The following is a 20,684-nucleotide window of genomic DNA, read 5'->3' as shown; positions in this document are numbered from 1 at the left end:
GGCCTCCGTTCCTTGTGTTTGCCTACGTTTGCCTTCGACTGTCGCCCATGGACGATCGGCGGGGCAATGCGCGGCGAACGATGCGAGCGAAGAGGCAAAACGCCTCAGTCGGGCTCACGCTCGGTCAACGGGTTGTCCCGGACCCAGGTGGCCGTCTCGCTGTATTTCTGCTGGATGTATTCCTCCAGCTTGGCGCGTTCCACACGCCACTGGCCGCGGCCACCGATCTTGATCGCGGGCAGCTCACCGCTGCGGACCATGTGGTAGACCTGCGAATCCGAGACGTTCAGCTCGGTGGCGACGTCGCCCAGCAACAGGAATCGAGGTTCCATAGCCTGAGTTTGCCACCGTTTGCGGCCGAGTTGGATCCCGGATCGTCACGATGAACAGACGCCTGGTGGAATGAGGGCCGGACTCGCGAAGCGCAGGAGGAAGACGTGCCGATCACCGACCTGGTCCGGGTTTACGTGCCGGCCACCGTGCCGATGCTCGCGGCCCTGAAAGCAGCCGGGCGACTCGGCGAGGCGACCACGGCCGCCCACGCGGTGACTCCCAATCTGCGGGAGTGGTACGCGGAGGGCGACGAGGAGGAGCTGGAGTACGTGGCCTTCACCCGCGCCGCCCAGGACGCTCTGAGGCTGCTGCGGCAGGACCCCTCAGCGCCACACCGGCGCGTCGTGGTCTCGGCCGACGTGCCTACGACCTCTTTGGTACGCGAGGACACCGAGCTCGGCTCCAGCACGGTCCGGCTGCCGCAGCCGATCACGCTGAAGGAGGTCGCGAGCATCCATGTGGACAGCGCTGACGCCGCCGAGGCGGTCGAGGCAGCGGCCGGCGTGGTCGAGGAGGCGCTGGCCGGTGACCCGGACGCGCAGTTCACCGTCGACAGCGCCGAGGATCACGAGTTGGAGTGGTACGCCGTCTCGGAGCTCGACGAGCTGACCTGACCCTCGTTCTCCTCGGGCTCGTCCTTCTCCGTGGCCTTCTGCTCGGTCGCGGCCTCGGTCTCGTCCTCGTCCGTGGGGGAGAGGGTTCGTCCGACCGCGAGCATCGCGGTCATCGCGCCGACGAAGAGGACGACCAGGCCGCTGTTGAGCCGCGCGGTGCTGAGGATCTGCTGGGCCAGCTGGTCCAACGGGCTGACTTTTCCGGCCAGCTCGAGCACCTCGGCCCCGGCGGTCCGGGAGAGGATCTCGCCGATCACCACGACCAGGCCGGGACCGGCGCCCGCCAGGGTGTAGAACGGCCACTTGACCTCGGCCTTGCGCAGCAGGAAGTACGCGATCAGACCGGCCGCGAGACCGCTGAGCGCCGCCTGCCCGTACGAGAACCACTGTGCCGCGTTGGCTGACGACGCGGTGTCGTCGGCGCCGAGCAGGTCCAGCACCGGCGACTGGAAGAGGTTGAGCACGAACCCGAGCACGAACACGCCGACCGAGGCGGCCACGGCAGCCGTGATGACCCGCGGGATCCGGAACCCGGCGAGCGCGCCGCCGATCGTGGCGGCAGCCGCCACGGTGCCGCCGACGATCGCGTAGAGCGACCCGGCCGTGTTGATCGTGATCATGGTGACCGCGCTGAGCACGCCGACCAGCAGGCCGGCGCCGGTCGCGACTGCGAAGCGGACGGTGGCGCCGAGCGTCCGCCGCGACCCGATCAGGGTCAGGACGAGCAGGGCCACGGCGGCTCCGGCCACCAGGTCGGCGGAGACGGCTCCGGGCAACGCGTACGCAGTGGAGGTCACCTCCATCTCGGCGTTCGCCCGGCCGGTGATGGTCACCCGGGCGGACCAGAGCATCGCGGCCGTCCATGCGAGGGCGGCGGCCGCGAGCAGCATCACGGTGAGCCGGGATCCCTCGGAGCTCTCCGGAGCTTTGTCACGGTCGGTCATGGAGGTCAGGGTAGCGGGCGAACCTGCGGCCACCCGATCGGCCGGTCCCGTAGAACTATCCGCACATGAGCCAAGTGTCGTTTTTTGCACGCGACGTTTGCCCTGTTTGGGAGGTTTCCTGCCTTGCACGTGCCGTCTGACCGAATAGGTGTTCCATCCTACCTGGTCAAGGGCGGTTTCAACGGCGAAACGCCGGGTCTGCACCCTCGTTGTCGGACTGTCTGTGCGGGACAGTCGTTTGTGGAGGCGCAAACTGGACGGATCGTGCGAAATCCTGGACGCCAGAGCTACAAAGTGGCAGCTTAGAAGGCATGCCCGACTTCCAAATCAATCCGACGGCGGCTGCCCTCCTCGGACTCCTTCACGAGGGGCCGATGACCGGTGGTCAGCTGATGGCGGCTGCCGAACGCCGCCTCGGGCCCTACTGGTCGATGACGCGGAGCCAGGTCTACCGCGAATTGCCCGTACTGGCCGAAATGGGGTACGTCCGCCTCGGCAAGCCGGGTCCCAGGTCCAGTCAGCCCTATGCCATCACCGCTTCTGGCAAGCGCGCGTTCAGCCGCTGGCTCGCGGAGTCGCCCGGCCGGGACGCTCTGCGCAATCCGATCGCGCTGCGGGTGGCTTTCGGTCAGCAGCACAGTGGTGAGCAGCTGGAGGTGCTCTACAGCACCGCCAATCAGTACCACTCCGAAGCCATGGCGATGGCCAAGGAGCAGGCCAAGGAGGCGAAGAAGAACGGTGATCCGTACGGCGCGGCCGCGCTGGAGTTCGCCGTCGCCTATCACAAGGCCGCTCTCACATGGCTCAAGGCTGTGCCGACGAGCTGATATACGACCTGCCCGGCCAGTTGACTGGCCGGGCGGCGTAGTCTTGGGTGTCGTGACCGCTGCCGACTTTCCTGAGCAACTCAAAGTCCTCGACGCCACCCTCCGCAACATCGAGACCGTCCTGGACGTGGACAAGCTGCGCCGCGACAAGGCCGACCTCGAGGAGCAGGCCTCAGCCCCGGACCTCTGGGACGACCAGGTTCGCGCGCAGGAGGTCAACAGCCGCCTCGCGTACGTCTCGGGAGAGATCTCCAAGCTGGAGCGCCTGCGCTCCCGTCTCGACGATGCCGGCCTCCTCCTCGAGATGGCCGAAGAAGCGAGTGACGCCGGCTCGATCACCGAGGTCGGCGACGAGCTCGTCACGTTGAGCAAGGCCATCGAGGAGATGGAGGTCCGCACCCTGCTCTCCGGTGAGTACGACTCCCGGGAGGCCCTGGTCGCGATCCGGGCCGGAGCGGGTGGTGTGGACGCCGCCGACTTCGCCGAGATGCTGATGCGGATGTACCTGCGCTGGGCGGAGCGGAAGGGTTACCCGACCGAGGTCTACGACACGTCGTACGCGGAAGAGGCCGGCCTCAAGTCCGCCACCTTCGCGGTCAAGGTGCCGTACGCCTACGGAACCCTGAGCGTCGAGTCCGGGACCCACCGCCTGGTCCGGATCAGCCCGTTCGACAACCAGGGCCGCCGGCAGACCAGCTTCGCCGGCATCGAGGTTATGCCCGTTGTGGAGCAGACCGACCACATCGACATTCCGGAAAACGAGATCCGGGTCGACGTGTACCGGTCGTCCGGCCCGGGTGGGCAGAGCGTCAACACCACCGACTCGGCGGTCCGCTTGACCCACATCCCGACCGGCATCGTGGCGTCCTGCCAGAACGAGAAGTCGCAGCTGCAGAACAAGGCGGCCGCCATGCGGGTGCTCCAGGCCCGTCTTCTGGAGCGCAAGCGCCAGGAAGAGGCTGCCAAGATGGCCGATCTGAGGCAGGACACCACCGGTTCGTGGGGCGACCAGATGCGTTCGTACGTCCTGCACCCGTACCAGATGGTGAAGGACCTGCGCACTGAGTTCGAGGTCGGTAACCCAACGAACGTCTTCGACGGCGACTTGGACGGCTTCATCGAGGCGGGCGTCCGGTGGCGCAAACAGAACCAGATGAGCGCCTAGCCCAATTTCGTCACTGAGCGCTACCTCGCCTGAACGCTGGGTCAGGCGAGGAGTGCCCGGTTCGGCTGTTACCGCAGGTGGCAAATATTCCGGCCCCCGGCGGACTTGGCGAATTCGTTACACCGCGTAGACTCCAGTCCCGTGATTCAGCTCGAGAACGTGACGAAGACGTATCCGAAGGCGTCTCGGCCGTCGTTGGACAATGTCAGCGTCGGGATCGAGAAGGGTGAGTTCGTCTTCTTCATCGGCCCCTCCGGTTCCGGTAAGTCGACGATCATCAAGTTGCTGCTGAAAGAGGTCGCTCCGACCAGCGGCAAAGTGGTGGTGAACGCCAAGGACGTGACCTCCCTGCGCTCGTGGAAGATCCCCCACTTCCGGCGTTCGATCGGTTGTGTCTTCCAGGACTTCCGCCTGCTGCCCAACCGCACCGCGTACGAGAACGTGGCGTTCGCCCTTGAGGTGATCGGCAAGACGAAAGCCGTCGCCCGGCGCGTCGTTCCCGAGGTGCTGGAACTGGTCGGCCTCGGCGGCAAGGAGCACCGTTACCCGCACGAGCTCTCCGGTGGAGAGCAGCAGCGAGTCGCGGTGGCCCGGGCGTTCGTGAACCGGCCGCTGATCCTGCTCGCCGACGAGCCCACCGGTAACCTCGACCCGGATACCTCGATCGAGATCATGCGTCTTCTCGATCGGATCAACCGGACTGGCACGACCGTCGTGATGGTCACGCACGACTCCAACATCGTCAACCAGATGCGCCGGCGGGTCATCGAGATCGAAAGCGGACGGATCGTCCGTGACCAGGCCCGCGGTGTCTACGGATAGGCCCGGCTCCGTGCTCGTGCCGGCAGCTGACACAGCAAAACGCGGAGTCCTTGGAGGATCCCCCCGATGCGCGTGAAGTACGTCCTCAACGAGGTCTTGGTGGGCCTGTGGCGAAACGTCACGATGACGGTCGCCATGATCATCACCATGTCGGTCTCGTTGACCATGCTGGGCGCGAGCGTGCTCATGTACATGCAGGTCGACAGGATGAAGACCTTCTACTACGGCGAGATCGAGGTCTCGATCTTCCTGAACGACGACGTCGACGATGCACAACGGGCGGCGATCGATCAGGCGATCGACAGCAACCCGCTGGTCAAGGAGAAGACGTACGAGAACAAGGAGCAGGCCTTCGAGCGCTTCAAGGTGCTCTGGGAGGACTCTCCTGACTTCGTCAACTCGATCAGCGCGAGCAGCCTCCCCGAGTCGTACCGGGTGAAGCTGAGCGACCCCGAGCAGTACGCGGACTTCGCCAAGGAGATCGAGGGTCTGCCCGGGATCCGGCAGATCATCGACCAGAGAACCCTGCTCGACAAGGTCTTCAAGATCTTCAACTCGATCCAGGTGATGTCACTGGTCGTGGCGGCGGTGATGGCATTCGCCGCGTTGCTGCTGGTTGGCAACACCATCCAGGTGGCCGCTTACAGCAAGCGCCGAGAAGTCGCGGTGATGAAGCTGGTGGGCGCATCGAACTGGTTCATCCAGGCACCATTCGTCCTCGAGGCGGTGGTCGCCGGGTTGATCGGCTCGGTGCTGGGGTTCGTCGCCCTGTTCATCGGCAAGGTCGTGCTGCTCGACAACAAGCTGCAGGCCTTGACCACGATCCTGACGCCCATCCCGAACGGCAACGTGTGGCTCATGCTGCCGCTGCTCGCCGGAGTCGGCTCGCTGGTCAGCGCTGTCACCGCATGGGTCACCCTGCGGTTCTACCTCAAGGTCTAAGTAGTTCCCGCACGTAAAAGCACGAAAACGAGCTGAATTCGACGGCCGCGATCCCTGACGGGGTCGCGGCCGTCGGGCGATTTACGGCATTGCGGGCGATTGGTGGGGGTACGGTGACTCCCCGTGAGGTATCGCCGTTCTGCTGCTCTGCTCACCATTTGTCTGTGTCTGCTGGCTTTCTTCGAGGAGCCGGCCGCCGCTGATCGGGGTGACGACGCCGCCAGGGCGGTCCGCAAGGCCGAGGCGCTGCTGGAGAGTGCGAGCGTCACCGCCCGCGCCGCAGCCCGCCGCCTCGCCGCCGCCACCGCGTCGATGCCCGCCGCACAGCGCGCTGTCGCCACCACCCGGGGCGTCGTCGTCGCCACGAAGGTCGAGGCCAACACCGCCCGGCGGCAGGCCAACCGGGCCCGCGCCGAGTACCGCGAGGTCGCCGACTACTACACCAACGCGGCGGACCGGGTCAGCGAGGCCCGCTCCCGGGTCGACCGGATCGCCGCGACCAGTTACATGGGCAGCACCTTCTCCCGGGTCAACGTGCTCGTCACCGCCTCCGGACCACAGGACATGCTGGACCGGATGGGCTTCGTCGAGCAGCTCATGGACCACGAGCAGGCCGAAGTGCGTACCCTCGTGGGTGCTCGCAGGGACGCCCGCGCCGCGCATGACCGAGCCGGCGCCGCGAAGCGCGCCGCGGAGGAATTCGAGCGCGTCGCCCTCACCAAGCTGCGTGCCGCGCAAGCGGCGCAGACGGCCGCGGTCGAGGCCCGGCAGGCGATGTACCACCTGGTCCTCGCCCGGCAGACCGCGCTGCGCGCCGCACAGGCGCAACGGGTCACCGTGCTCGCGAACTACCGTGCCGCGCTCGCGACCGAGCGCAAGGTCCAAGCAGCGCTGCGCGGTTACGACAGCCGGACCGGTGGGGTGAAGGGTTACGGCGGCGGCCGGCTCACCATGCCGGTGCAGGGCTGGAAGAGCAGCGACTTCGGGAATCGGTACGACCCCTACTACCGGGTGTGGCAGCTGCACGCGGGTACCGACTTCGCGGCCGGATCGGGCACCGCGATCCGGGCCGCGGCCACCGGACGGGTCATCCAGGCCGGCTGGGCCGGTGGGTACGGCAACTACACGTGCATCAACCACGGGCAGCTCGGTGGATATGGGTTCACCACCTGTTACGGCCATCAGTCCCGGATGTACGTCCATCGCGGGTCCTACGTGCGCCGCGGCCAGGTGATCGGCCGGGTCGGCAGCACCGGGGCGTCCACCGGCGCACACCTGCACTTCGAGACCCGTTTCGGCGGGGTCCCGCGCAATCCGCTGCACTATCTGCCCGGCTGCCTCTGCTGAGGCTTTGCCGGGCGGGCCCGGGTAGGATTGATCGGTTCCACCATCGTCAATAGGGAGGGCCGACGTGCCGCGCGAACAAGGGCGTAAGCCGGTTGCCTCCAACCGCAAGGCGTACCACGACTACTCCATCCTCGAGACGTACGAGGCCGGGATGGTGCTGACCGGCACCGAGGTGAAATCGCTGCGTCTCGGGCGTGCCTCGCTGGTCGACGCGTTCGGCCACGAGAACCGCGGCGAGATCTTCCTGCACGGGCTGCACATCCCGGAGTACACGCAGGGCACCTGGACCAACCACGAGCCGCGCCGGGTCCGCAAGCTGCTGCTGAACCGCGAAGAGATCCACAAGGTGCTCAGCAAGCTGCGCGACGACGGTGTCACGCTGGTGCCGCTCTCGCTCTATTTCCAGAACGGCTACGCCAAGGTCGAGATCGGCGTCGCGAAGGGCAAGAAGAGCTACGACAAGCGGAACGACCTGGCCGCCCGGGACGCCCAGCGGGAGATCAACCGCGCGATGGGCCGCCGTGCCAAAGGCATGGACTGACGGGGTATCCTGCCCAGCCTGGTTCTGTTGATCTATCGCTTCCTGTCGTCCGCTGGCTCTGTCGCGCGAGGAGACCCGGTCGTTGTCCAAGCATGCCGAACGCCGGTTCACCCCGGCACGACTCATCCTCGGGTTGGCCGCTGCCGTACTGGTCGCTCTGGTCGGCTTGATCGTGGTCCGGTCCGGCGGCGGTGGTTCCGCCTCCGCCGCGGGTGACCCGTTACTCGTTCACCCGTCCGCCGGTGACCTTCAGGCGGTGGAGAACCACATTCCGCTGGACGAGCCGCTGACGACCGCGACGGCTGCGGCCGGCGCCTCGCCGTCGGCCTCGTCGGCTTCTGCCTCAGCCTCACCGTCGGCCTCGTCCAGCCGGTCGGCGGGCGCGTCAGTCTCGCCGTCGTCTCCGGCGGCTTCGCCCGCCGCCTCCGTGCCCGGTGCGCCGGCGCCCACCACGGCTGCGCCGACGCCGGAGAAGACGACAGTCCCGGCCGCTCCGAAGCCGACCAAGACCACGCCGGCGCCGGTCAACGATCTCGCCGTCACGTACTCCACCACCGCCACCTGGCGGGGCGGCTTCATCGCTTCGGTGCGGATCGAGAACGAGGCCTCCGCCAGCCGCGATTACTCCGTGACGATCAATTATCCGTCCGGCTCCGACGTGAAGGTCTACGGCGTCTGGAACACCCGGGCCAGCGGCGGCGGCGAGCAGGTCACCCTGAGCGGCACCCTCAACGCGGGCGCCGCGATCACCGCCGGATTCCAGGGCGGCAAGGACGGCGACCGCAACGTCAGATCACCAAGCTGCTCCGTCGGTGGCGGAACCTGTCGGGTGAGCTAAGATTGCCGGGTTGTGGAACACATGCCAGGGGGTGACTGGTTTCGACTTCGTACGTGGAGACAGGGGAAGCGAGCCGAGGAAGCCAACGTCGTCTCGAGAATCGGTCGTTGGAAACTTATAAGCGCCAAGGATAACTCCCGCGCTGACTTCGCCCTTGCCGCCTGAGGTAAGTAGCGAGTCTGTCGACCCGGGGTCGCCTTCGACCCGGTTTGTCGGCATAAGCTAGAAGGCTGGCCAAACGGTTCTAGTCGTGAGGACCGGGCGGCGAGATTAAACACGGCTGGGCCTGTCATGCCAACTCGCTCACGTGATTGGCAGGGCCGAGTAGAGACATAGTGAGCTGCGCTCGGAGAAGCCCTGACAAAGCAACGAAGGACCCGGGTTCGATTCCCGGCACCTCCACCAGTTGGAGGGTTACTTGAGCCCGCGAGCGGGCGAGAGTTCACCGGAAAGCGGCGGCACCGATGGTGCCGCCGCTTTCGTTTCTCACCACGCCGGCCAAGGCTGAGGTGGCGGTCGCGCTTTCTCGACGGCCGCCGCGAGCGCCTTACCATTTGACGATGATGAATGAGGGTCATCGACTGGACGCCGCCGTGGTCGAGGCGCTGACCGATCGGCGAGGTGTCTCTTCGGATCGGCCGTCGCCCGCTGATCGGGCGGTGCTGGCGACGTTTCTCGACGACCTGCTGGGCGAGTTGCCGTGGTGGAATCGGGCCTGGCGGGTCGCCGAGGTGGGAGCGGTGCTTCCCAGCTCGCCATCCCGGGGTCTGCGGCCCGGCGCCGTGCAGGTCGTCGAGGTGACCGTGCCCGGTTCCGTGACCGCGGACGCCGGCGAGGTGCAGGAGTTCTCGGCCCGGGTGAGGCTGCTGGAGAACCGGCTCCTCCGTTGGCAGATCAAGATCGGGGATCGGGTCATCGGGCCCGGATTCGCGCCGGCGGGCGAACCGGAGCCGCACCCCTTCGGCGCCGTGTTCCAGATGCTGGTGGAGATGCGCGGCCTGTCCTACCAAGACATGGCCATGCTGACCGGCCGGGCCATCTCGACGATCCGAGGGCTTCGGGCCGGATATCTGGCCCCCGAACGGGCGATGGTCGAAGAGGTGGCCCGGGCGCTGGACCTACCGGCGGCGAGTCTGGCCGCGATCGCCGGACTGGACCCGGCGGATCCGGGACGGGGATGAGACGCGTCCTCAGCGGGCGCTCACTCCCGTACCCTCAAGGCAGTTGAATCGGCAGTTTGATGCCCGCCAGGGCATCCTTGCAGGGGCAGGAACGCTCGGCAGGTAGCTTGACCACCGCGTCCAGCAGCACCTCACGCAGCCGGGCCGTGTTCTCGCCGAAGACCCGGAAGACCTCCTCGTGGGTGACGGCCTCGCCGCCCTCGACGCCCGCGTCCAGATCGGTCACCAGAGCGATCGCCGTGTAGCAGAGCTCCAGCTCGCGGGCCAGGACCGCTTCCGGGTGACCGGTCATGTTCACGATCGTGCCGCCGATCGCGGTGAACCAGCGGGACTCGGCGCGGGTGGAGAAGCGCGGTCCTTCCACGACCACCATGGTGCCGCCGTCGACGGCGTTCACCCGCGCGGCGGAATCCAGCACCGCGGCGCGGCCGGCCGGGCAGTACGGGTCGGCGAAGGAAACGTGCACCGCGCCCTGGTCGTAGAAGGTCTGCTCGCGGCCGCTGGTCCGGTCGATCAGCTGGTCCGGCACCACGAACGTGCCCGGGCCGAGCTCCGGGCGAAGCCCGCCGACCGCGCACGGGGCGACGATCTGGCGTACGCCGAGCGAGCGCAGCGCCCACAGGTTGGCACGGTACGGAATCTTGTGCGGCGGAAACCGGTGGTCACGCCCGTGCCGCGGCAGGAACGCCACCCGGCGCCCGCCCACCTCGGCGATCGTGACCTTGTCGGAGGGCGCGCCGTACGGCGTTGTCACCTCGAACTCCGTGGCGTTGTCGAGGAGCGCGTACAGCCCCGATCCGCCGATGACACCGATCTCTGCTGCCGTAGGTGGCGGGTTCATGTCCAGACCTTATCCGTGGCCGGAAACGCAAGCTAATGTGCGAGTCATGGCTACGTCGAGCGGACGGCGGGATCACGTGTTCGGTGAAGGGCAGCGGGTGGGAGGCCGGTCTGTGGAGTCGATGACCGGTCAGTTGCTTGTTGCCACGCCCACCCTGAAAGACCCGAACTTCGACCGTACGGTCGTGCTGCTGGTCGCCCACGAGACCGGCGGCGCCCTCGGCGTCGTCCTCAACCGGGCGACCGAGGTGCCGGTCGCCGAGGTGCTCGGCAATTGGGGTGAGCTCGCCGGTGACCCCGCTGTGCTCTTCGAGGGCGGCCCGGTCCAGCCCGAGTCGGCCATCTGCCTGGCGCGTACCCGTCCCGAGGTGAAAAAGCGCGTGACCGGCTTCCACACGGTCAGCGGATCCCTCGGCACCCTCGACCTCTCCGCCGACCCGGACCGGATGCGCGAGAACGTCGCCGGCATCCGCGTCTTCGCCGGCTATTCCGGCTGGTCAGCCGGCCAGCTCGAAGAAGAGATCGCCGCCGGCTCCTGGTTCGTCTTCGACGCGCTCCCCGGCGACCCCTTCGTCGAACGCCCCGACGACCTCTGGGCCATGGTCCTGAAACGCCAGGGCGACATCCTCGCAGCGGTCGCCCATTTCCCACCGGACCCAGCCCTCAACTGAGGGGGTGGCTGAAGCCTCGCCCGAAGGTTGTGTAGTATTTCCACCGTGCCCGGGGGAAACGCCGGGGACACCGCAAGGGGCTGTGGCGCAGCTGGTAGCGCACCACACTGGCAGTGTGGGGGTCAGGGGTTCGAGTCCCCTCAGCTCCACTCCGAGCGGTTGGGCGGTCTGTGTTCGCGAGTGCGCGAACATCGGCCGCCCTTCGTCATTTCTGCTCCGGGGGCCGAGCCCCCGGAAACCCCGCGTTGCGATGGTCACCCTTCGCGCTTCTGCGCCGGCTTCATTTCCGGTACGCGTAAAGCGAAGGCTGGGCCTGGTTGGTCGGGGTGCCAGCCCTGGTCCTGGGCCTGCCGGACCATCGTGGCTACCAGGGCTGGGACGGTGGCTGTGCCGATCCAGTCGCCGGGGGTGCCGCCGACGGTGGCCAGGAGGATGGCGCCTCGGCGGTCGGCTCGCTCCACGGCGAAGGAGAGCGGGGACGGGTGGGATGGGCGTTTGCGGACGCGCCAGCGGTAAACGACACCGTCCACCGTGATCAAGCGATTCAGCACAGCCATACGTCGATCCATGCCCCGCCGGGCGGTACGGCAATCCGGCCGCGGGTCAGGAGGCTTCCTCCAGGTCCTTCTTCAGCTCGTCCAGGTCGACCGTCTCGGATGAGGTGATGAAGGCGTTCAGGGCCAGCGTCACCGATGCCGCGGTGCTGCTCTCGATCGTCAGGGAGGCGCTCTCGATCAGCACCGCGCGTGGCTGCGTGTTCTGCAACTGCTTGAGGAACTTGCTCAGGTTCGTCGTCTTGCCGGACGCGTTGAGCGTGATCGGCAGCTCGGTGACCGTGCCGGCGTCGTCGGAGGTCTCCGGCTCGGCGGCGCTGTAACCGCTGACGTCGACGTCGAGCTTGGTGCCGAGGGCCTGCAGCTCGCGCAGGAACGCCGGAATGCTGTTGTTGTTGCTGCTCTGCGGCAGGGCGGCCTGGTACGTGGCCAGCTCGGTCATGTACTGGTCGAGGTTCTCGGCGCGCTTCTGCTGCTGCGAGTACTTGCTCTTCAGCGTGCTCACCTGGGCCGCGATGGTGCCGGCCTGCTCACGCTCGCCGTCCGCTTCGGCGTACTTCGGCTTGATCAGGATGAACCAGCTGGCGATGATCAGGACGGCGATCAGCGAGAGCCCGCCGATGAGCCAGATGCTGTCGATGCGACGCGCGGTCATCACTTTCCTCCGCTCGGGCAGACGTGGTCGGAGTCCACGAGGCGGCCGCAGAGCGCGTCCTCGGTGATGGTCACGGTGATGCTGAAGGAGACCTTGCCGTTGTTGCCGGCGATGCTGCTGACGAACGGGTTCGAGACGTCCTCCAGGTCGCTGAGCGCGTCCACGTACGCCGCGACGACCTTCTTGTTCTTGGCGGAACCGGTCACGGTCAGGCTGCCGACCTCACCGGCGACGCTGGTGTCGCTGTTCGCGCTGTCGAGCGACCCGGTGATCTCGCCGACCGTCACGTCCACGTCGTCGGCCCGGTCCCGGATCAGGTCCAGCATGTTCGCCCAGGAGAGGTCGTTCGCGAGTGCGGCCTTGAGTTCGTTGGCGAGCAGGGTGGTGCCGTTCTCGACCTTGATGAGGCCCTGCACCTCGGGGTCCTTCTGCTGGGCCCGCTGCGCGTCGGTGAGCTGGGCGAAGGCGTCGTTGTTCTCGGTACGCGCGGCGTCCAGGTCCTGCACGGCGAGCCAGTACCAGCCGCCGAGCAGGGCGAGCACGACCGTCAGCGAGACCAGGACGAACCCGCGGGTACGCCGGGCGCGCCGGCCGTCCCGGATCTCCGGCGGCAGCAGGTCGGCGCGGATGCTCAGCACCCGGGCCGCCTGCGCGGGGGAGACCGAGGGGTCGAGCGGCATCAGGACCGTGGTCATCGCGACGCTCCCAGGGTGAGGCCGATCGACACCGCCGCCGACGGCACGAAACTGTCGAATCCGCGTTCGCGGGCCTTCCGGGTGTCACGCAGGCGGGCCGTCGAGTCCGCGTACATCACCGCGACGCCGAGCTGCTCCTGGAGGTGCTCGGCGAGGCCGGGCATCAGTGCGCTGCCGCCGCAGAGCGACACCCGGGTGACCTGCTTCTGCCGCTCGCCGGAAGCGAGATAGGTGAAGGAACTGCGCAGCTCGCTGGCGAGCGGCCGGACCGCGTCGGTGAGCGCCGCGACGGTGTCCGGGTTGCCGTCGCCGTGCAGCCCGTTGCGGCACTTGATCGCCTCGGCCTCGGCCGTGTCGACACCCAGCCGGGTCGCGATGCTCTCGGTCACCTCGGTGCCACCGCGGGGGAGGGTACGCACGAAGATCGGCTCCCCGTCCGCATGCACCACGACGCTGGTGATGTTGGCGCCGATGTCGACGATCGCCTCGACCTGCGCGTCCAGCCGGGACGCGGACCGCAGCAGCGCGAACGAGGCCAGGTCGACGCCGGTGACCTGGAGGCCGGCCTTCTCCACGGACTGCACCATGGTCACCACGGAGTCCTTCGGCATGGCGATCAGCAGGCCGCGGACGGTCGGGTTGTCGCCGGGCTCCTCCAGCGGGAGGAAGTCCAGCAGCGAGCGCTCGACCGCGAGCGGCAGAGCCTCCTTGACCTGGAACGGCAGGGCCTGCTTCATCTGGTTGGCCGGCAGGTTGGCGATCGACATCTCACGGACCACCAGCTGCGGGTTGGTGACGCCGATGGCGACCTTCTTGGTGCCGAACCGGCAGGCGGCCCAGAGCTGCTTCAACGCCGCCGTGACGGCGATCGGGTCCTGGATGACGCCGCCGGTGACGGTGCCGGGCGGGAGCGGGAACTGCCCGAAATTGATCAGGGTGTAGTCGTCTTTGGAGCGGCGTACCTCGACCGCCCGGATAGAGGACGAGCCGATGTCGAGCCCGATCGGTGTTGCGCCGGCCATCGGCCTTCCTTCCTATCAGCGGTCAGAGCGTGGGTGCCACGAGCAGGTTGCTGTACCAGTCGCCGAGCGGCGTCGCCGCGAAGACCGCGAGGAACGCGCCGGCCAGCATGTACGGGCCGAACGGGATCTTGCTCTTGCGGCTGGCGAGCTTGAGTGCGAGCAGGACCGCGCCGACCAGCCCGCCGAGCAGGAAGCCGGCGAACGCGCCGATCGCGACCGCGCCCCAGCCGAGCCAGCCGAGATAGAAGCCGAGCAGCGGCGCGAGCTTCACATCACCGCCGCCCATCCCCCAGAAGGAGATGACCAGGTAGAAGACGTAGAGCGCGACGGCTGCCACGAGGCCCCGGATGACCGCGCTCAGATCACCGGCGGCCAGCGAGACCGGCACCAGAAGGGCGACGGCCACCGCGTACGAAGGGAGGACGATCTTGTCGGGCAGTCGCATGACGTCCAGGTCGATGAGCGCCAGGGCGATCGCGACGGCCGCGAGATAGAGGTAGGCGGGTAGTTCCCAGGACCAGCCGAACCGGGCGCCGACCGCCACGAACAGGGCGGCCGTCCCGGCCTCGACCAGGGGGTACCGGACGCTGATCGGGGTGCGGCAGTCCGCGCACCGGCCGCGCAGCAGCAGCCAGCCGAGCACCGGGACGTTGTGCCGCGGGCGTACCGCGCTGTCGCAGTGCGGGCAGTGCGAGCCGGGCCGTACCAGCGACTCGCCGCGAGGAACCCGGTAGATCACCACGTTGAGGAACGAGCCGACCGCAAGACCGAGCACGCCGGCCAGGCAGAACAGCAGCACCGTCTCCGTCATGTCGTTCCTATCGGCTCGCGGCGGGGTTCCCTGCGGTGCCTTCGGTCCCGGGCGCGATGCCCGGGACCGAAGTGGCGAATCAGGCGGTCTTGCAGGTGGTCAGCGAGAGCGTGCCGCTGACGGTCTTGACGGAGCCACCGGTGGAGCTGTCGTAGAGGTACCACTTGCCGCTGCCGCCGGTGTTGTTCGCGCAGAGCAGGTAGGCGGTGGTGCCGTTCGGGACGTAGGCCAGCTGGGTCTTGTCAGAGAGCGTGATGGTGGCCTTGGTGCCGGTGCCGATGGCCGGCAGGTCCAGCGAAGTGGCAGCGGTGGCGCTGGCCTTGTCGGTCGGGTACGCGTTGCCGTTGTTCGTGTAGAACTGCTCCACCGCGCTGATCGCGCCGCGCACGTCGGACTGTGCCGACTTGTCGGCCGCACCCTGGCGGTAGTTCAGGTAGACCGGGACCGCGATGGCGACGAGGACACCGATGATGACCACGACCACGAGGAGCTCGATCAGGGTGAAGCCTTCGTCGGCCTTCTTGGCGCGGAGCTTGGCGATGACGTCCTGCATTCGGGGTGCCTCCAGGGCATGAGGGTGGGGCGGGGAAGGTGGTGCGAAACCGGCAGTCGGGAGCCGCCGGGAATGCTGAGGATCAGCTCGTCTGGATGTTCTGGTAAATCGTGAACATCGGCAGGTAGAGGCAGACGACCATGCCGCCGACCACGGCGCCCATGACGAGCACCATGATGGGTTCGATCGACGCCGTCAGTGATTCGGCTGCCTCGTCGACCTCTCTGTCGTAGAAGTCGGCAACCTTGTCCAGCATCTGACTGATTTGGCCGCTTTCTTCACCGACTTCGATCATCTGTGTGACCATTTCGGGAAAGATTTTGTGGTTGCGCAGGGCCGAGGACATCGGCTGACCGTCACGGACGGTGGCCTGGACGTCTTTCATGGCGACGTTGATGACCTCGTTGCCGGTGGTCTCGCCGACCACCGACAGCGCCTGCATGACCGGGACGCCGACGTTGAGCAGAAGCCCCAGGTTGCGGGAGAACCGGCTCATCGCCAGCTTGCGCAGCAGCGACCCGAAGACCGGCATGCGCAGCTTGATTCCGTCGACCTTGTACCGGAAATCGGCGCTCGCCCGCATCTGGCGCTTGTACGCGAAGCTGGTTCCCGCGCCGATGCCGATGACGAGCGGGCCGATCCAGCCCATGTTGTGGCTGGTCGTCACGAGGAACTGGGTGATTCCGGGCAGCTCGCCGCCGAGGTTCTTGAACATCGCCTCGAAGATCGGAACGATGAAGACGAGAACCGCGGCGATCATGACGAAGGTGAAGCCGAGCACGATCGCCGGGTAGGTCAGCGCGCCTTTGATCTTGCCGCGGAGCGCGGTGTCCTTCTCCAGGCTCTGTGCGATCTGTTCGAGAGCCTTGTCGATCATGCCGCCGGTCTCGCCGGCCCGGATCATGGCGATCATCAGGCGTGGGAAGACCCGATCGTGCTTGGCCATCGAGACGGAGAGTCCCGAACCGCTGGCGACGTCGGTACGAACCTCGGCGATCGCCTTCTTCAGCGGTGGCGAGGACGTCTGCTCCTCAAGGATCGACAGCGAACGCAGCAGCGACATGCCGGACGCGGTCATCGTGGCGAACTGCCGGGCGAAGACCGCGACGTCCTTGATCTTGACCCGGTTGCCGAAGCCAGGGATCTTGACCTCGCGCTGCATGCCCTGGCCCGCTTCGGTCAGCCCGAGCGGAACCTCGCCACGCTGGCGCAGCATGTGTGTGGCGGCGGCCTCGTTGGGCGCCTCGATCGTGCCCTTGGATTTCTTTCCCTGGGCGTCGATCGTGTTGTAGTTCCAGACCTTGGTGGCCGGCATCTGATCACGCCCGTCCCACGAGCCGTTTGAGCTCGTCCGGTGAGTGGCTGATCTCCAGCGCGGTCGTCAGGCTGATCGAGCCCTCCCGGACCTTCTCGGCCAGGTGCTGATCGAAGGCGAGCATGCCCTCGCTGGCACCGGCCTGCATGAAGGACGGGATCTGGTGCGACTTGCCCTCACGGATCAGGCTCCGGATGGCGGGGGTCGCGGTCAGGATCTCGGCGATCACGACGCGTCCTTTTCCGTCGGCCTTCGGCGCCAGCGCCTGGGTGATCACGCCCTGGAGGCTGGCTGCCAGCTGGGCGCGGATCTGGAGTTGCTGGTGCGGCGGGAAGATGTCGATGACACGGTCGATGGTCTGTGTGGCGCTCTGCGTGTGCAGCGTCGCCAGCACGAGGTGACCGGTCTCCGCGGCGGTCAGCGCGGTCGCGGTCGTCTCCAGGTCACGCAGCTCGCCAACCAGGATGATGTCCGGGTCCTGCCGCAGCGCGTGCTTGAGCGCACTGGCGAAGTTGTCGGTGTCGGTGCCCACCTCGCGCTGATTGACCACGCTGCGCTTGTGCGGGTGCAGGAACTCGATCGGGTCCTCGATCGTGATGATGTGGTCGGCCCGGGTGCGGTTCGCCAGATCGAGAAGCGAGGCCAGGGTCGTGGTCTTGCCGGAGCCGGTCGGGCCGGTGACCAGCACCAGGCCACGCGGCAGATGCGCGAACCGGGACACCGACTCCGGCATGCCCAGCTCGTCCAGCGGCTTGATCTTGTGCGGGATGGCCCGGAAGACCGCGCCGCAGGAGGTTCGCTGCCGGTAGAGGTTGCCGCGGAAACGGGAGACGCCCACGATGCTGTGCGCGAAGTCCATCTCCTGCACACGCAGGAAGGTCTCCCATTGCTCCGGCGAGACCGCCGCGTGGGCCAGAAGCTCGGTGTCCGAGGCGTTGAGCTTGCCGTAACCGGGAACCGGCCGCAGCGAGCCGTCGACCCGCATCATCGGCGGTGAGCCGACGGTCAGGTGCAGGTCGGAGCCACGAGATTCCACCAGAGTGACGAGCAACTGGTCGAGCACGTCCAGATCGTCCGAGGTGGCGGCCGTGTCCGGCTGCCGAACCTGCTCGATCGTGTCCATTTCCCGCTCCGGTCCTTTCCTCGTCCCGACGACCCGGCGTCCCGATGACCCGTCGTCCCGACGACATTTGATTCGGCACCGAAGGGACGGTGTTTAGTACCGATCAGGTGCGGCGCCGCGTCAGATGGCGACCCGGGACACTTCCCGGATCGAGGTGAGCCCGCCGGCGGCCTTGGCCAGGCCGTCGGCCCGCAGTTCGTACATGCCTTGTTCGAGGGCGACCTCGCGGATCTCGCCGGTCGAGGCCCGTTTGATGGTCAACGACTCGATCTCCGCGCTGATCGGCATGACCTCGTGCACCGCGATCCGGCCCTTGTAACCGGTGTTCGCGCAGTTGCGGCAGCCCACCGGCCGGTACAGCACCTGTGGGAACGCCAGGTCCTCCAGCGGCCAGTTGGCGCCGACGATCTCCTCTTCGGTCGGTGCGTACGCCTCCTTGCACCAGTCGCAGATCCGCCGGGCGAGCCGCTGTGCCAGCACGCAGTCCAGCGAGGAGCCGACCAGGAACGGCTCGATGCCCATCTCGGTGAGCCGGGTGACAGCGCCGGGGGCGTCGTTGGTGTGCAGCGTGGAGAGCAGGAGGTGACCGGTGAGCGCGGCCTCGACCGCGATCTGCGCGGTGGCGCCATCCCGGATCTCACCGATCAGCACCACGTCCGGGTCGGTACGCAGAATCGCCGGCAGCACCGCCGCGAAGGTAAGCCCGGCCTTCGCGTTGACCTGGACCTGGTTCACGCCGCGCAGCCGGTACTCGACCGGGTCCTCGACCGTGATCACGTTGACCTCCGGCCGACTGATCTTGCCGAGGGTGGCGTACAGCGTGGTGGACTTGCCGGAACCGGTCGGGCCGGTGACCAGGACCATCCCGTGCGGTTTGGTGAAGGACGCGCTGAACCGGTCCAGGTTGTGCTGGGTGAAGCCGAGTTTTGCCAGGTCGAGGTCGATGCCGCCGGTGTCCAGGACACGGAGCACGATCTTCTCGCCCCAGACCGTGGGCAGCGTCGCGGTACGCAGGTCGACCGTCCGATCCCGGATGAGCGCGCTGATCCGGCCGTTCTGCGGCAGCCGCTTCTCGGTGATGTCGACACCCGACATGATCTTGATGCGGGACGTGAGGGCGGCCATCACGCCGCGCGGCACCACGTCCAGCTCGTGCAGTACGCCGTCGATCCGGTACCGCACCCGCATGTCGTCCTCGGTCGGCTCCAGGTGCAGGTCGGAGGCGCGGTTCATGACGGCCTGCTCGATCAGGCTGTTCACGTACCGGACGATCGGGGCGTCGTCGGCGCTGGTCGCCTGGGCCGACATGCCGGAGGATTCCTCAGCGTCGTCGGCCAGATCGGCGAGGTCGGCGCCCTCGCGCTGGAGGCGTTCGATGATCCGCCGGACCTCGCTGCGGGCCACCACGACCGGGCGGATGGTCATGCCGGTCGCCGCGCGGACGTCATCGAGGGCCACCACGTCGGCCGGGTCGGTCACGCCGACGACCAGCTCGCCGTCGTTGATGGCGAGGCCGAGCACCCGGTGCCGGAGCACCACCGGCAGCGGGATCCGCTTGAGCGCGGTCGGATCGGGGGTGAAACCGACCAGGTCCAGGGTGTTGATGCCGAACGCGGCGGCGGCCGCCTGGGTCAGCTGCTCCTCGGTAACCACCTGGTCGTTGATCAGGACGGCACGCACGGACCGCCCGCTGCGCTGCGCCTCTTCAGATGCCGCGTCGATCGCGTGAGCGTCGACACCGATCTGCTTGAGGGCATCGAGCAACGGGCGGAACGTCTGATCCATGGAGTCCTCAGCGGAGCGCGGCACAGGTCCTGTATCGGACCCATCGGGCGATCAGCCATGGAACTGAGCCGTAGGGAGATCAGCCGGTGTGCCGGAATGTCCTCCGGTACGCCGAAGGCGCCACCCCGATCGTGGCGTGCAGATGCTGCCGGAGCGCGGTGGCGCTGCCCAGGCCGGCCCGCCGGGCGACCGCGTCGACGCCGAGGTCGGTCGATTCGAGCAGGATCCGCGCGTGCTCCACCCGCTGCCGCAGCAGCCACTGCCGGGGACTCAGCCCGGTCTCATCGCGGAATCGGCGGGTGAACGTGCGCACGCTCATCCTCGCGTGTCCCGCCATCTCCTCCAGGCTCACCGGTTCCGCCAGCCGCTCCAGCACCCAGGTCCGGGTCGCCTCGGTGCCGGCGCCGCCGGCGGCCGGCACCGGACGCTCGATGAACTGCGCCTGCCCGCCGTCCCGCCACGGCGGGACGACGCAGCGGCGGGCCACCCGGTTCGCCACGTCAGCGCCGTGATCGGTACGCACGATGTGCAGGCACAGATCCACCCCGGCACCCACCCCGGCCGACGTCAGCACGTTGCCGTCGTCCACGAAGAGCACGTCGAAGTCCCAGTCGACCTGCGGATAGAGCCCGCCGATCCGCTTGGCCCACGCCCAGTGGGTGGCGGCCGGCCGCCCGTCGAGCAGCCCGGCGGCGGCCAGCACCGAGGCGGCCGTGCAGATCGAGACGATCCGAGCCCCACGCGCGGACGCGGCCAAGAGCACGTCCCGCACGGGGGAGGGCAGCGTCCCGTCGGTGACCGGGCCACCGCTGTGAATCCCCGGCACGATCACTGTGTCGGCCCGGGCCAGTGAATCCAGGCCGAATTCCGGGATGACCGTGAACCCCGCCTCGGTCCGCACCGGCCCGGCGCCGCAGACGATCACTTCGTAGAGGCGGTTGCCGTCCTCGTCCCGGGCGGTCAGGAAGATCTGGGTCGGCACCCCCAGGTCGAAGGGGACCAGACCGTCGCAGACCAAGATGCCGATCACATGCGCCATGGCTCGATTCTTACGCATCATGGCCTCCCGGCCACTCGTCTCCGTGTTGGAAAACAAGCAGGATCTG

At 67.7% G+C, this 20,684-nt stretch carries 23 protein-coding genes, 1 tRNA gene and 1 other RNA gene; 12 read left to right on the top strand and 13 right to left on the bottom strand.

Annotated elements, in window-relative coordinates; all coding sequences use genetic code 11:
* Positions 1-104: 104 nt before the first annotated feature.
* Positions 105-332, bottom strand: coding sequence for a helix-turn-helix domain-containing protein (locus B0I29_RS08255; RefSeq protein WP_111648296.1), 228 nt, complete (start codon positions 330-332; stop codon positions 105-107).
* Between the two features lie 111 nt (positions 333-443).
* On the opposite strand from B0I29_RS08255, the gene B0I29_RS08250 reads away from it, so the two are divergent.
* A complete protein-coding gene (locus tag B0I29_RS08250) occupies positions 444-947 on the top strand; it encodes a DUF6912 family protein (RefSeq protein WP_111648665.1) in 504 nt (167 codons plus the stop codon).
* On the opposite strand, the gene B0I29_RS08245 is transcribed toward B0I29_RS08250, so the two are convergent.
* Positions 899-1,891: a hypothetical protein gene (locus B0I29_RS08245; RefSeq protein WP_181557734.1), complete on the bottom strand. Its 993-nt coding sequence runs from the start codon at positions 1,889-1,891 to the stop codon at positions 899-901. The two genes, B0I29_RS08250 and B0I29_RS08245, sit on opposite strands and share 49 nt — an antisense overlap.
* 311 nt (positions 1,892-2,202) lie before the next feature.
* Between B0I29_RS08245 and B0I29_RS08240 the strand changes: the two genes are divergently transcribed.
* From B0I29_RS08240 to B0I29_RS08200, 9 genes are all read left to right on the top strand, one after another.
* Positions 2,203-2,718, top strand: a complete 516-nt coding sequence (locus tag B0I29_RS08240) for a PadR family transcriptional regulator (protein WP_111648295.1) — start codon at positions 2,203-2,205, stop codon at positions 2,716-2,718.
* Positions 2,719-2,770: 52 nt separating this feature from the next.
* Positions 2,771-3,883, top strand: a complete 1,113-nt coding sequence (gene prfB, locus B0I29_RS08235; protein ID WP_111648664.1) for a peptide chain release factor 2 — start codon at positions 2,771-2,773, stop codon at positions 3,881-3,883.
* A gap of 141 nt (positions 3,884-4,024) precedes the next feature.
* The gene (gene ftsE, locus B0I29_RS08230; protein WP_111648294.1) at positions 4,025-4,705 is read left to right on the top strand and encodes a cell division ATP-binding protein FtsE; all 681 of its coding nucleotides are present in this window, start codon (positions 4,025-4,027) and stop codon (positions 4,703-4,705) included.
* A 66-nt stretch (positions 4,706-4,771) separates the two neighbouring features.
* Complete coding sequence (ftsX, locus tag B0I29_RS08225) at positions 4,772-5,647, top strand: permease-like cell division protein FtsX (protein WP_111648293.1); 876 nt, start codon at positions 4,772-4,774, stop codon at positions 5,645-5,647.
* A 123-nt stretch (positions 5,648-5,770) separates the two neighbouring features.
* Positions 5,771-6,994, top strand: a complete 1,224-nt coding sequence (locus tag B0I29_RS08220; protein ID WP_111648292.1) for a M23 family metallopeptidase — start codon at positions 5,771-5,773, stop codon at positions 6,992-6,994.
* 64 nt (positions 6,995-7,058) lie between these two features.
* Entirely contained in the window at positions 7,059-7,535 is a 477-nt protein-coding gene (gene smpB, locus B0I29_RS08215; protein ID WP_111648291.1) for an SsrA-binding protein SmpB, read from the top strand.
* A gap of 82 nt (positions 7,536-7,617) precedes the next feature.
* Positions 7,618-8,373 carry a cellulose binding domain-containing protein gene (locus tag B0I29_RS08210; protein WP_111648290.1) on the top strand — a complete coding sequence of 252 codons (756 nt, stop codon included), beginning with the start codon at positions 7,618-7,620 and terminating at the stop codon, positions 8,371-8,373.
* 27 nt (positions 8,374-8,400) lie between these two features.
* Positions 8,401-8,778, top strand: a transfer-messenger RNA (tmRNA) gene (gene ssrA / locus B0I29_RS08205).
* Between the two features lie 155 nt (positions 8,779-8,933).
* Positions 8,934-9,554, top strand: coding sequence for a helix-turn-helix domain-containing protein (locus B0I29_RS08200; protein ID WP_146616744.1), 621 nt, complete (start codon positions 8,934-8,936; stop codon positions 9,552-9,554).
* Between the two features lie 34 nt (positions 9,555-9,588).
* On the opposite strand, the gene B0I29_RS08195 is transcribed toward B0I29_RS08200, so the two are convergent.
* A complete protein-coding gene (locus B0I29_RS08195) occupies positions 9,589-10,395 on the bottom strand; it encodes an S-methyl-5'-thioadenosine phosphorylase (protein WP_111648288.1) in 807 nt (268 codons plus the stop codon).
* Positions 10,396-10,516: 121 nt separating this feature from the next.
* On the opposite strand from B0I29_RS08195, the gene B0I29_RS08190 reads away from it, so the two are divergent.
* Positions 10,517-11,065, top strand: a complete 549-nt coding sequence (locus B0I29_RS08190) for a YqgE/AlgH family protein (protein ID WP_181557748.1) — start codon at positions 10,517-10,519, stop codon at positions 11,063-11,065.
* 76 nt (positions 11,066-11,141) lie between these two features.
* Positions 11,142-11,214, top strand: a tRNA-Ala gene (locus tag B0I29_RS08185).
* A gap of 105 nt (positions 11,215-11,319) precedes the next feature.
* On the opposite strand, the gene B0I29_RS08180 is transcribed toward B0I29_RS08185, so the two are convergent.
* The 10 genes from B0I29_RS08180 to B0I29_RS08135 form a co-directional block, all read right to left on the bottom strand.
* Positions 11,320-11,622: a hypothetical protein gene (locus tag B0I29_RS08180; RefSeq protein ID WP_111648286.1), complete on the bottom strand. Its 303-nt coding sequence runs from the start codon at positions 11,620-11,622 to the stop codon at positions 11,320-11,322.
* Between the two features lie 46 nt (positions 11,623-11,668).
* The gene (pilO, locus tag B0I29_RS08175; protein ID WP_111648285.1) at positions 11,669-12,274 is read right to left on the bottom strand and encodes a type 4a pilus biogenesis protein PilO; all 606 of its coding nucleotides are present in this window, start codon (positions 12,272-12,274) and stop codon (positions 11,669-11,671) included.
* Positions 12,274-12,969 carry a hypothetical protein gene (locus tag B0I29_RS08170; protein WP_111648284.1) on the bottom strand — a complete coding sequence of 232 codons (696 nt, stop codon included), beginning with the start codon at positions 12,967-12,969 and terminating at the stop codon, positions 12,274-12,276. The genes pilO and B0I29_RS08170 overlap by 1 nt, the downstream gene beginning before the upstream one ends.
* Positions 12,966-13,991 (bottom strand): type IV pilus assembly protein PilM, encoded by a 1,026-nt coding sequence (gene pilM, locus B0I29_RS08165; RefSeq protein ID WP_111648283.1) that lies wholly within the window; start codon positions 13,989-13,991, stop codon positions 12,966-12,968. Before pilM ends, B0I29_RS08170 begins: the two co-directional genes overlap by 4 nt.
* Positions 13,992-14,013: 22 nt before the next feature.
* The gene (locus B0I29_RS08160; RefSeq protein ID WP_111648282.1) at positions 14,014-14,802 is read right to left on the bottom strand and encodes a prepilin peptidase; all 789 of its coding nucleotides are present in this window, start codon (positions 14,800-14,802) and stop codon (positions 14,014-14,016) included.
* A gap of 79 nt (positions 14,803-14,881) precedes the next feature.
* Positions 14,882-15,355, bottom strand: a complete 474-nt coding sequence (locus B0I29_RS08155; protein WP_111648281.1) for a prepilin-type N-terminal cleavage/methylation domain-containing protein — start codon at positions 15,353-15,355, stop codon at positions 14,882-14,884.
* A gap of 82 nt (positions 15,356-15,437) precedes the next feature.
* Positions 15,438-16,670 carry a type II secretion system F family protein gene (locus tag B0I29_RS08150; RefSeq protein WP_111648280.1) on the bottom strand — a complete coding sequence of 411 codons (1,233 nt, stop codon included), beginning with the start codon at positions 16,668-16,670 and terminating at the stop codon, positions 15,438-15,440.
* 4 nt (positions 16,671-16,674) lie between these two features.
* On the bottom strand, positions 16,675-17,793 hold the full coding sequence (locus B0I29_RS08145; protein ID WP_111648279.1) for a type IV pilus twitching motility protein PilT: 1,119 nt from the start codon (positions 17,791-17,793) through the stop codon (positions 16,675-16,677).
* Between the two features lie 120 nt (positions 17,794-17,913).
* Positions 17,914-19,578: a GspE/PulE family protein gene (locus B0I29_RS08140; protein WP_111648663.1), complete on the bottom strand. Its 1,665-nt coding sequence runs from the start codon at positions 19,576-19,578 to the stop codon at positions 17,914-17,916.
* Positions 19,579-19,657: 79 nt separating this feature from the next.
* The gene (locus tag B0I29_RS08135) at positions 19,658-20,635 is read right to left on the bottom strand and encodes a GlxA family transcriptional regulator (RefSeq protein WP_111648662.1); all 978 of its coding nucleotides are present in this window, start codon (positions 20,633-20,635) and stop codon (positions 19,658-19,660) included.
* Between the last annotated feature and the right edge of the window lie 49 nt (positions 20,636-20,684).

It is taken from the genome of Actinoplanes lutulentus (assembly GCF_003259845.1).
Taxonomy (GTDB): Bacteria; Actinomycetota; Actinomycetes; order Mycobacteriales; family Micromonosporaceae; genus Actinoplanes; species Actinoplanes lutulentus.
The sequence above is the reverse complement of the archived record's forward strand: the minus strand, read 5'-3'. Positions and strand labels throughout refer to the sequence as shown.

Bases quoted from the DNA above. Each gene is read 5' to 3' on its own strand.
- B0I29_RS08170 (WP_111648284.1), bottom strand. From the start codon at position 12,969: ATGACCACGGTCCTGATGCCGCTCGACCCCTCGGTCTCCCCCGCGCAG.
- B0I29_RS08180 (WP_111648286.1), bottom strand. From the start codon at position 11,622: ATGGCTGTGCTGAATCGCTTGATCACGGTGGACGGTGTCGTTTACCGC.
- pilM (WP_111648283.1), bottom strand. From the start codon at position 13,991: ATGGCCGGCGCAACACCGATCGGGCTCGACATCGGCTCGTCCTCTATC.
- B0I29_RS08255 (WP_111648296.1), bottom strand. From the start codon at position 332: ATGGAACCTCGATTCCTGTTGCTGGGCGACGTCGCCACCGAGCTGAAC.
- B0I29_RS08200 (WP_146616744.1), top strand. From the start codon at position 8,934: ATGATGAATGAGGGTCATCGACTGGACGCCGCCGTGGTCGAGGCGCTG.
- B0I29_RS08190 (WP_181557748.1), top strand. From the start codon at position 10,517: ATGACCGGTCAGTTGCTTGTTGCCACGCCCACCCTGAAAGACCCGAAC.
- B0I29_RS08135 (WP_111648662.1), bottom strand. From the start codon at position 20,635: ATGCGTAAGAATCGAGCCATGGCGCATGTGATCGGCATCTTGGTCTGC.
- B0I29_RS08145 (WP_111648279.1), bottom strand. From the start codon at position 17,793: ATGGACACGATCGAGCAGGTTCGGCAGCCGGACACGGCCGCCACCTCG.
- pilO (WP_111648285.1), bottom strand. From the start codon at position 12,274: ATGACCGCGCGTCGCATCGACAGCATCTGGCTCATCGGCGGGCTCTCG.
- ftsX (WP_111648293.1), top strand. From the start codon at position 4,772: ATGCGCGTGAAGTACGTCCTCAACGAGGTCTTGGTGGGCCTGTGGCGA.
- B0I29_RS08160 (WP_111648282.1), bottom strand. From the start codon at position 14,802: ATGACGGAGACGGTGCTGCTGTTCTGCCTGGCCGGCGTGCTCGGTCTT.
- B0I29_RS08195 (WP_111648288.1), bottom strand. From the start codon at position 10,395: ATGAACCCGCCACCTACGGCAGCAGAGATCGGTGTCATCGGCGGATCG.
- B0I29_RS08245 (WP_181557734.1), bottom strand. From the start codon at position 1,891: ATGACCGACCGTGACAAAGCTCCGGAGAGCTCCGAGGGATCCCGGCTC.
- B0I29_RS08155 (WP_111648281.1), bottom strand. From the start codon at position 15,355: ATGCAGGACGTCATCGCCAAGCTCCGCGCCAAGAAGGCCGACGAAGGC.
- B0I29_RS08240 (WP_111648295.1), top strand. From the start codon at position 2,203: ATGCCCGACTTCCAAATCAATCCGACGGCGGCTGCCCTCCTCGGACTC.
- B0I29_RS08140 (WP_111648663.1), bottom strand. From the start codon at position 19,578: ATGGATCAGACGTTCCGCCCGTTGCTCGATGCCCTCAAGCAGATCGGT.
- B0I29_RS08150 (WP_111648280.1), bottom strand. From the start codon at position 16,670: ATGCCGGCCACCAAGGTCTGGAACTACAACACGATCGACGCCCAGGGA.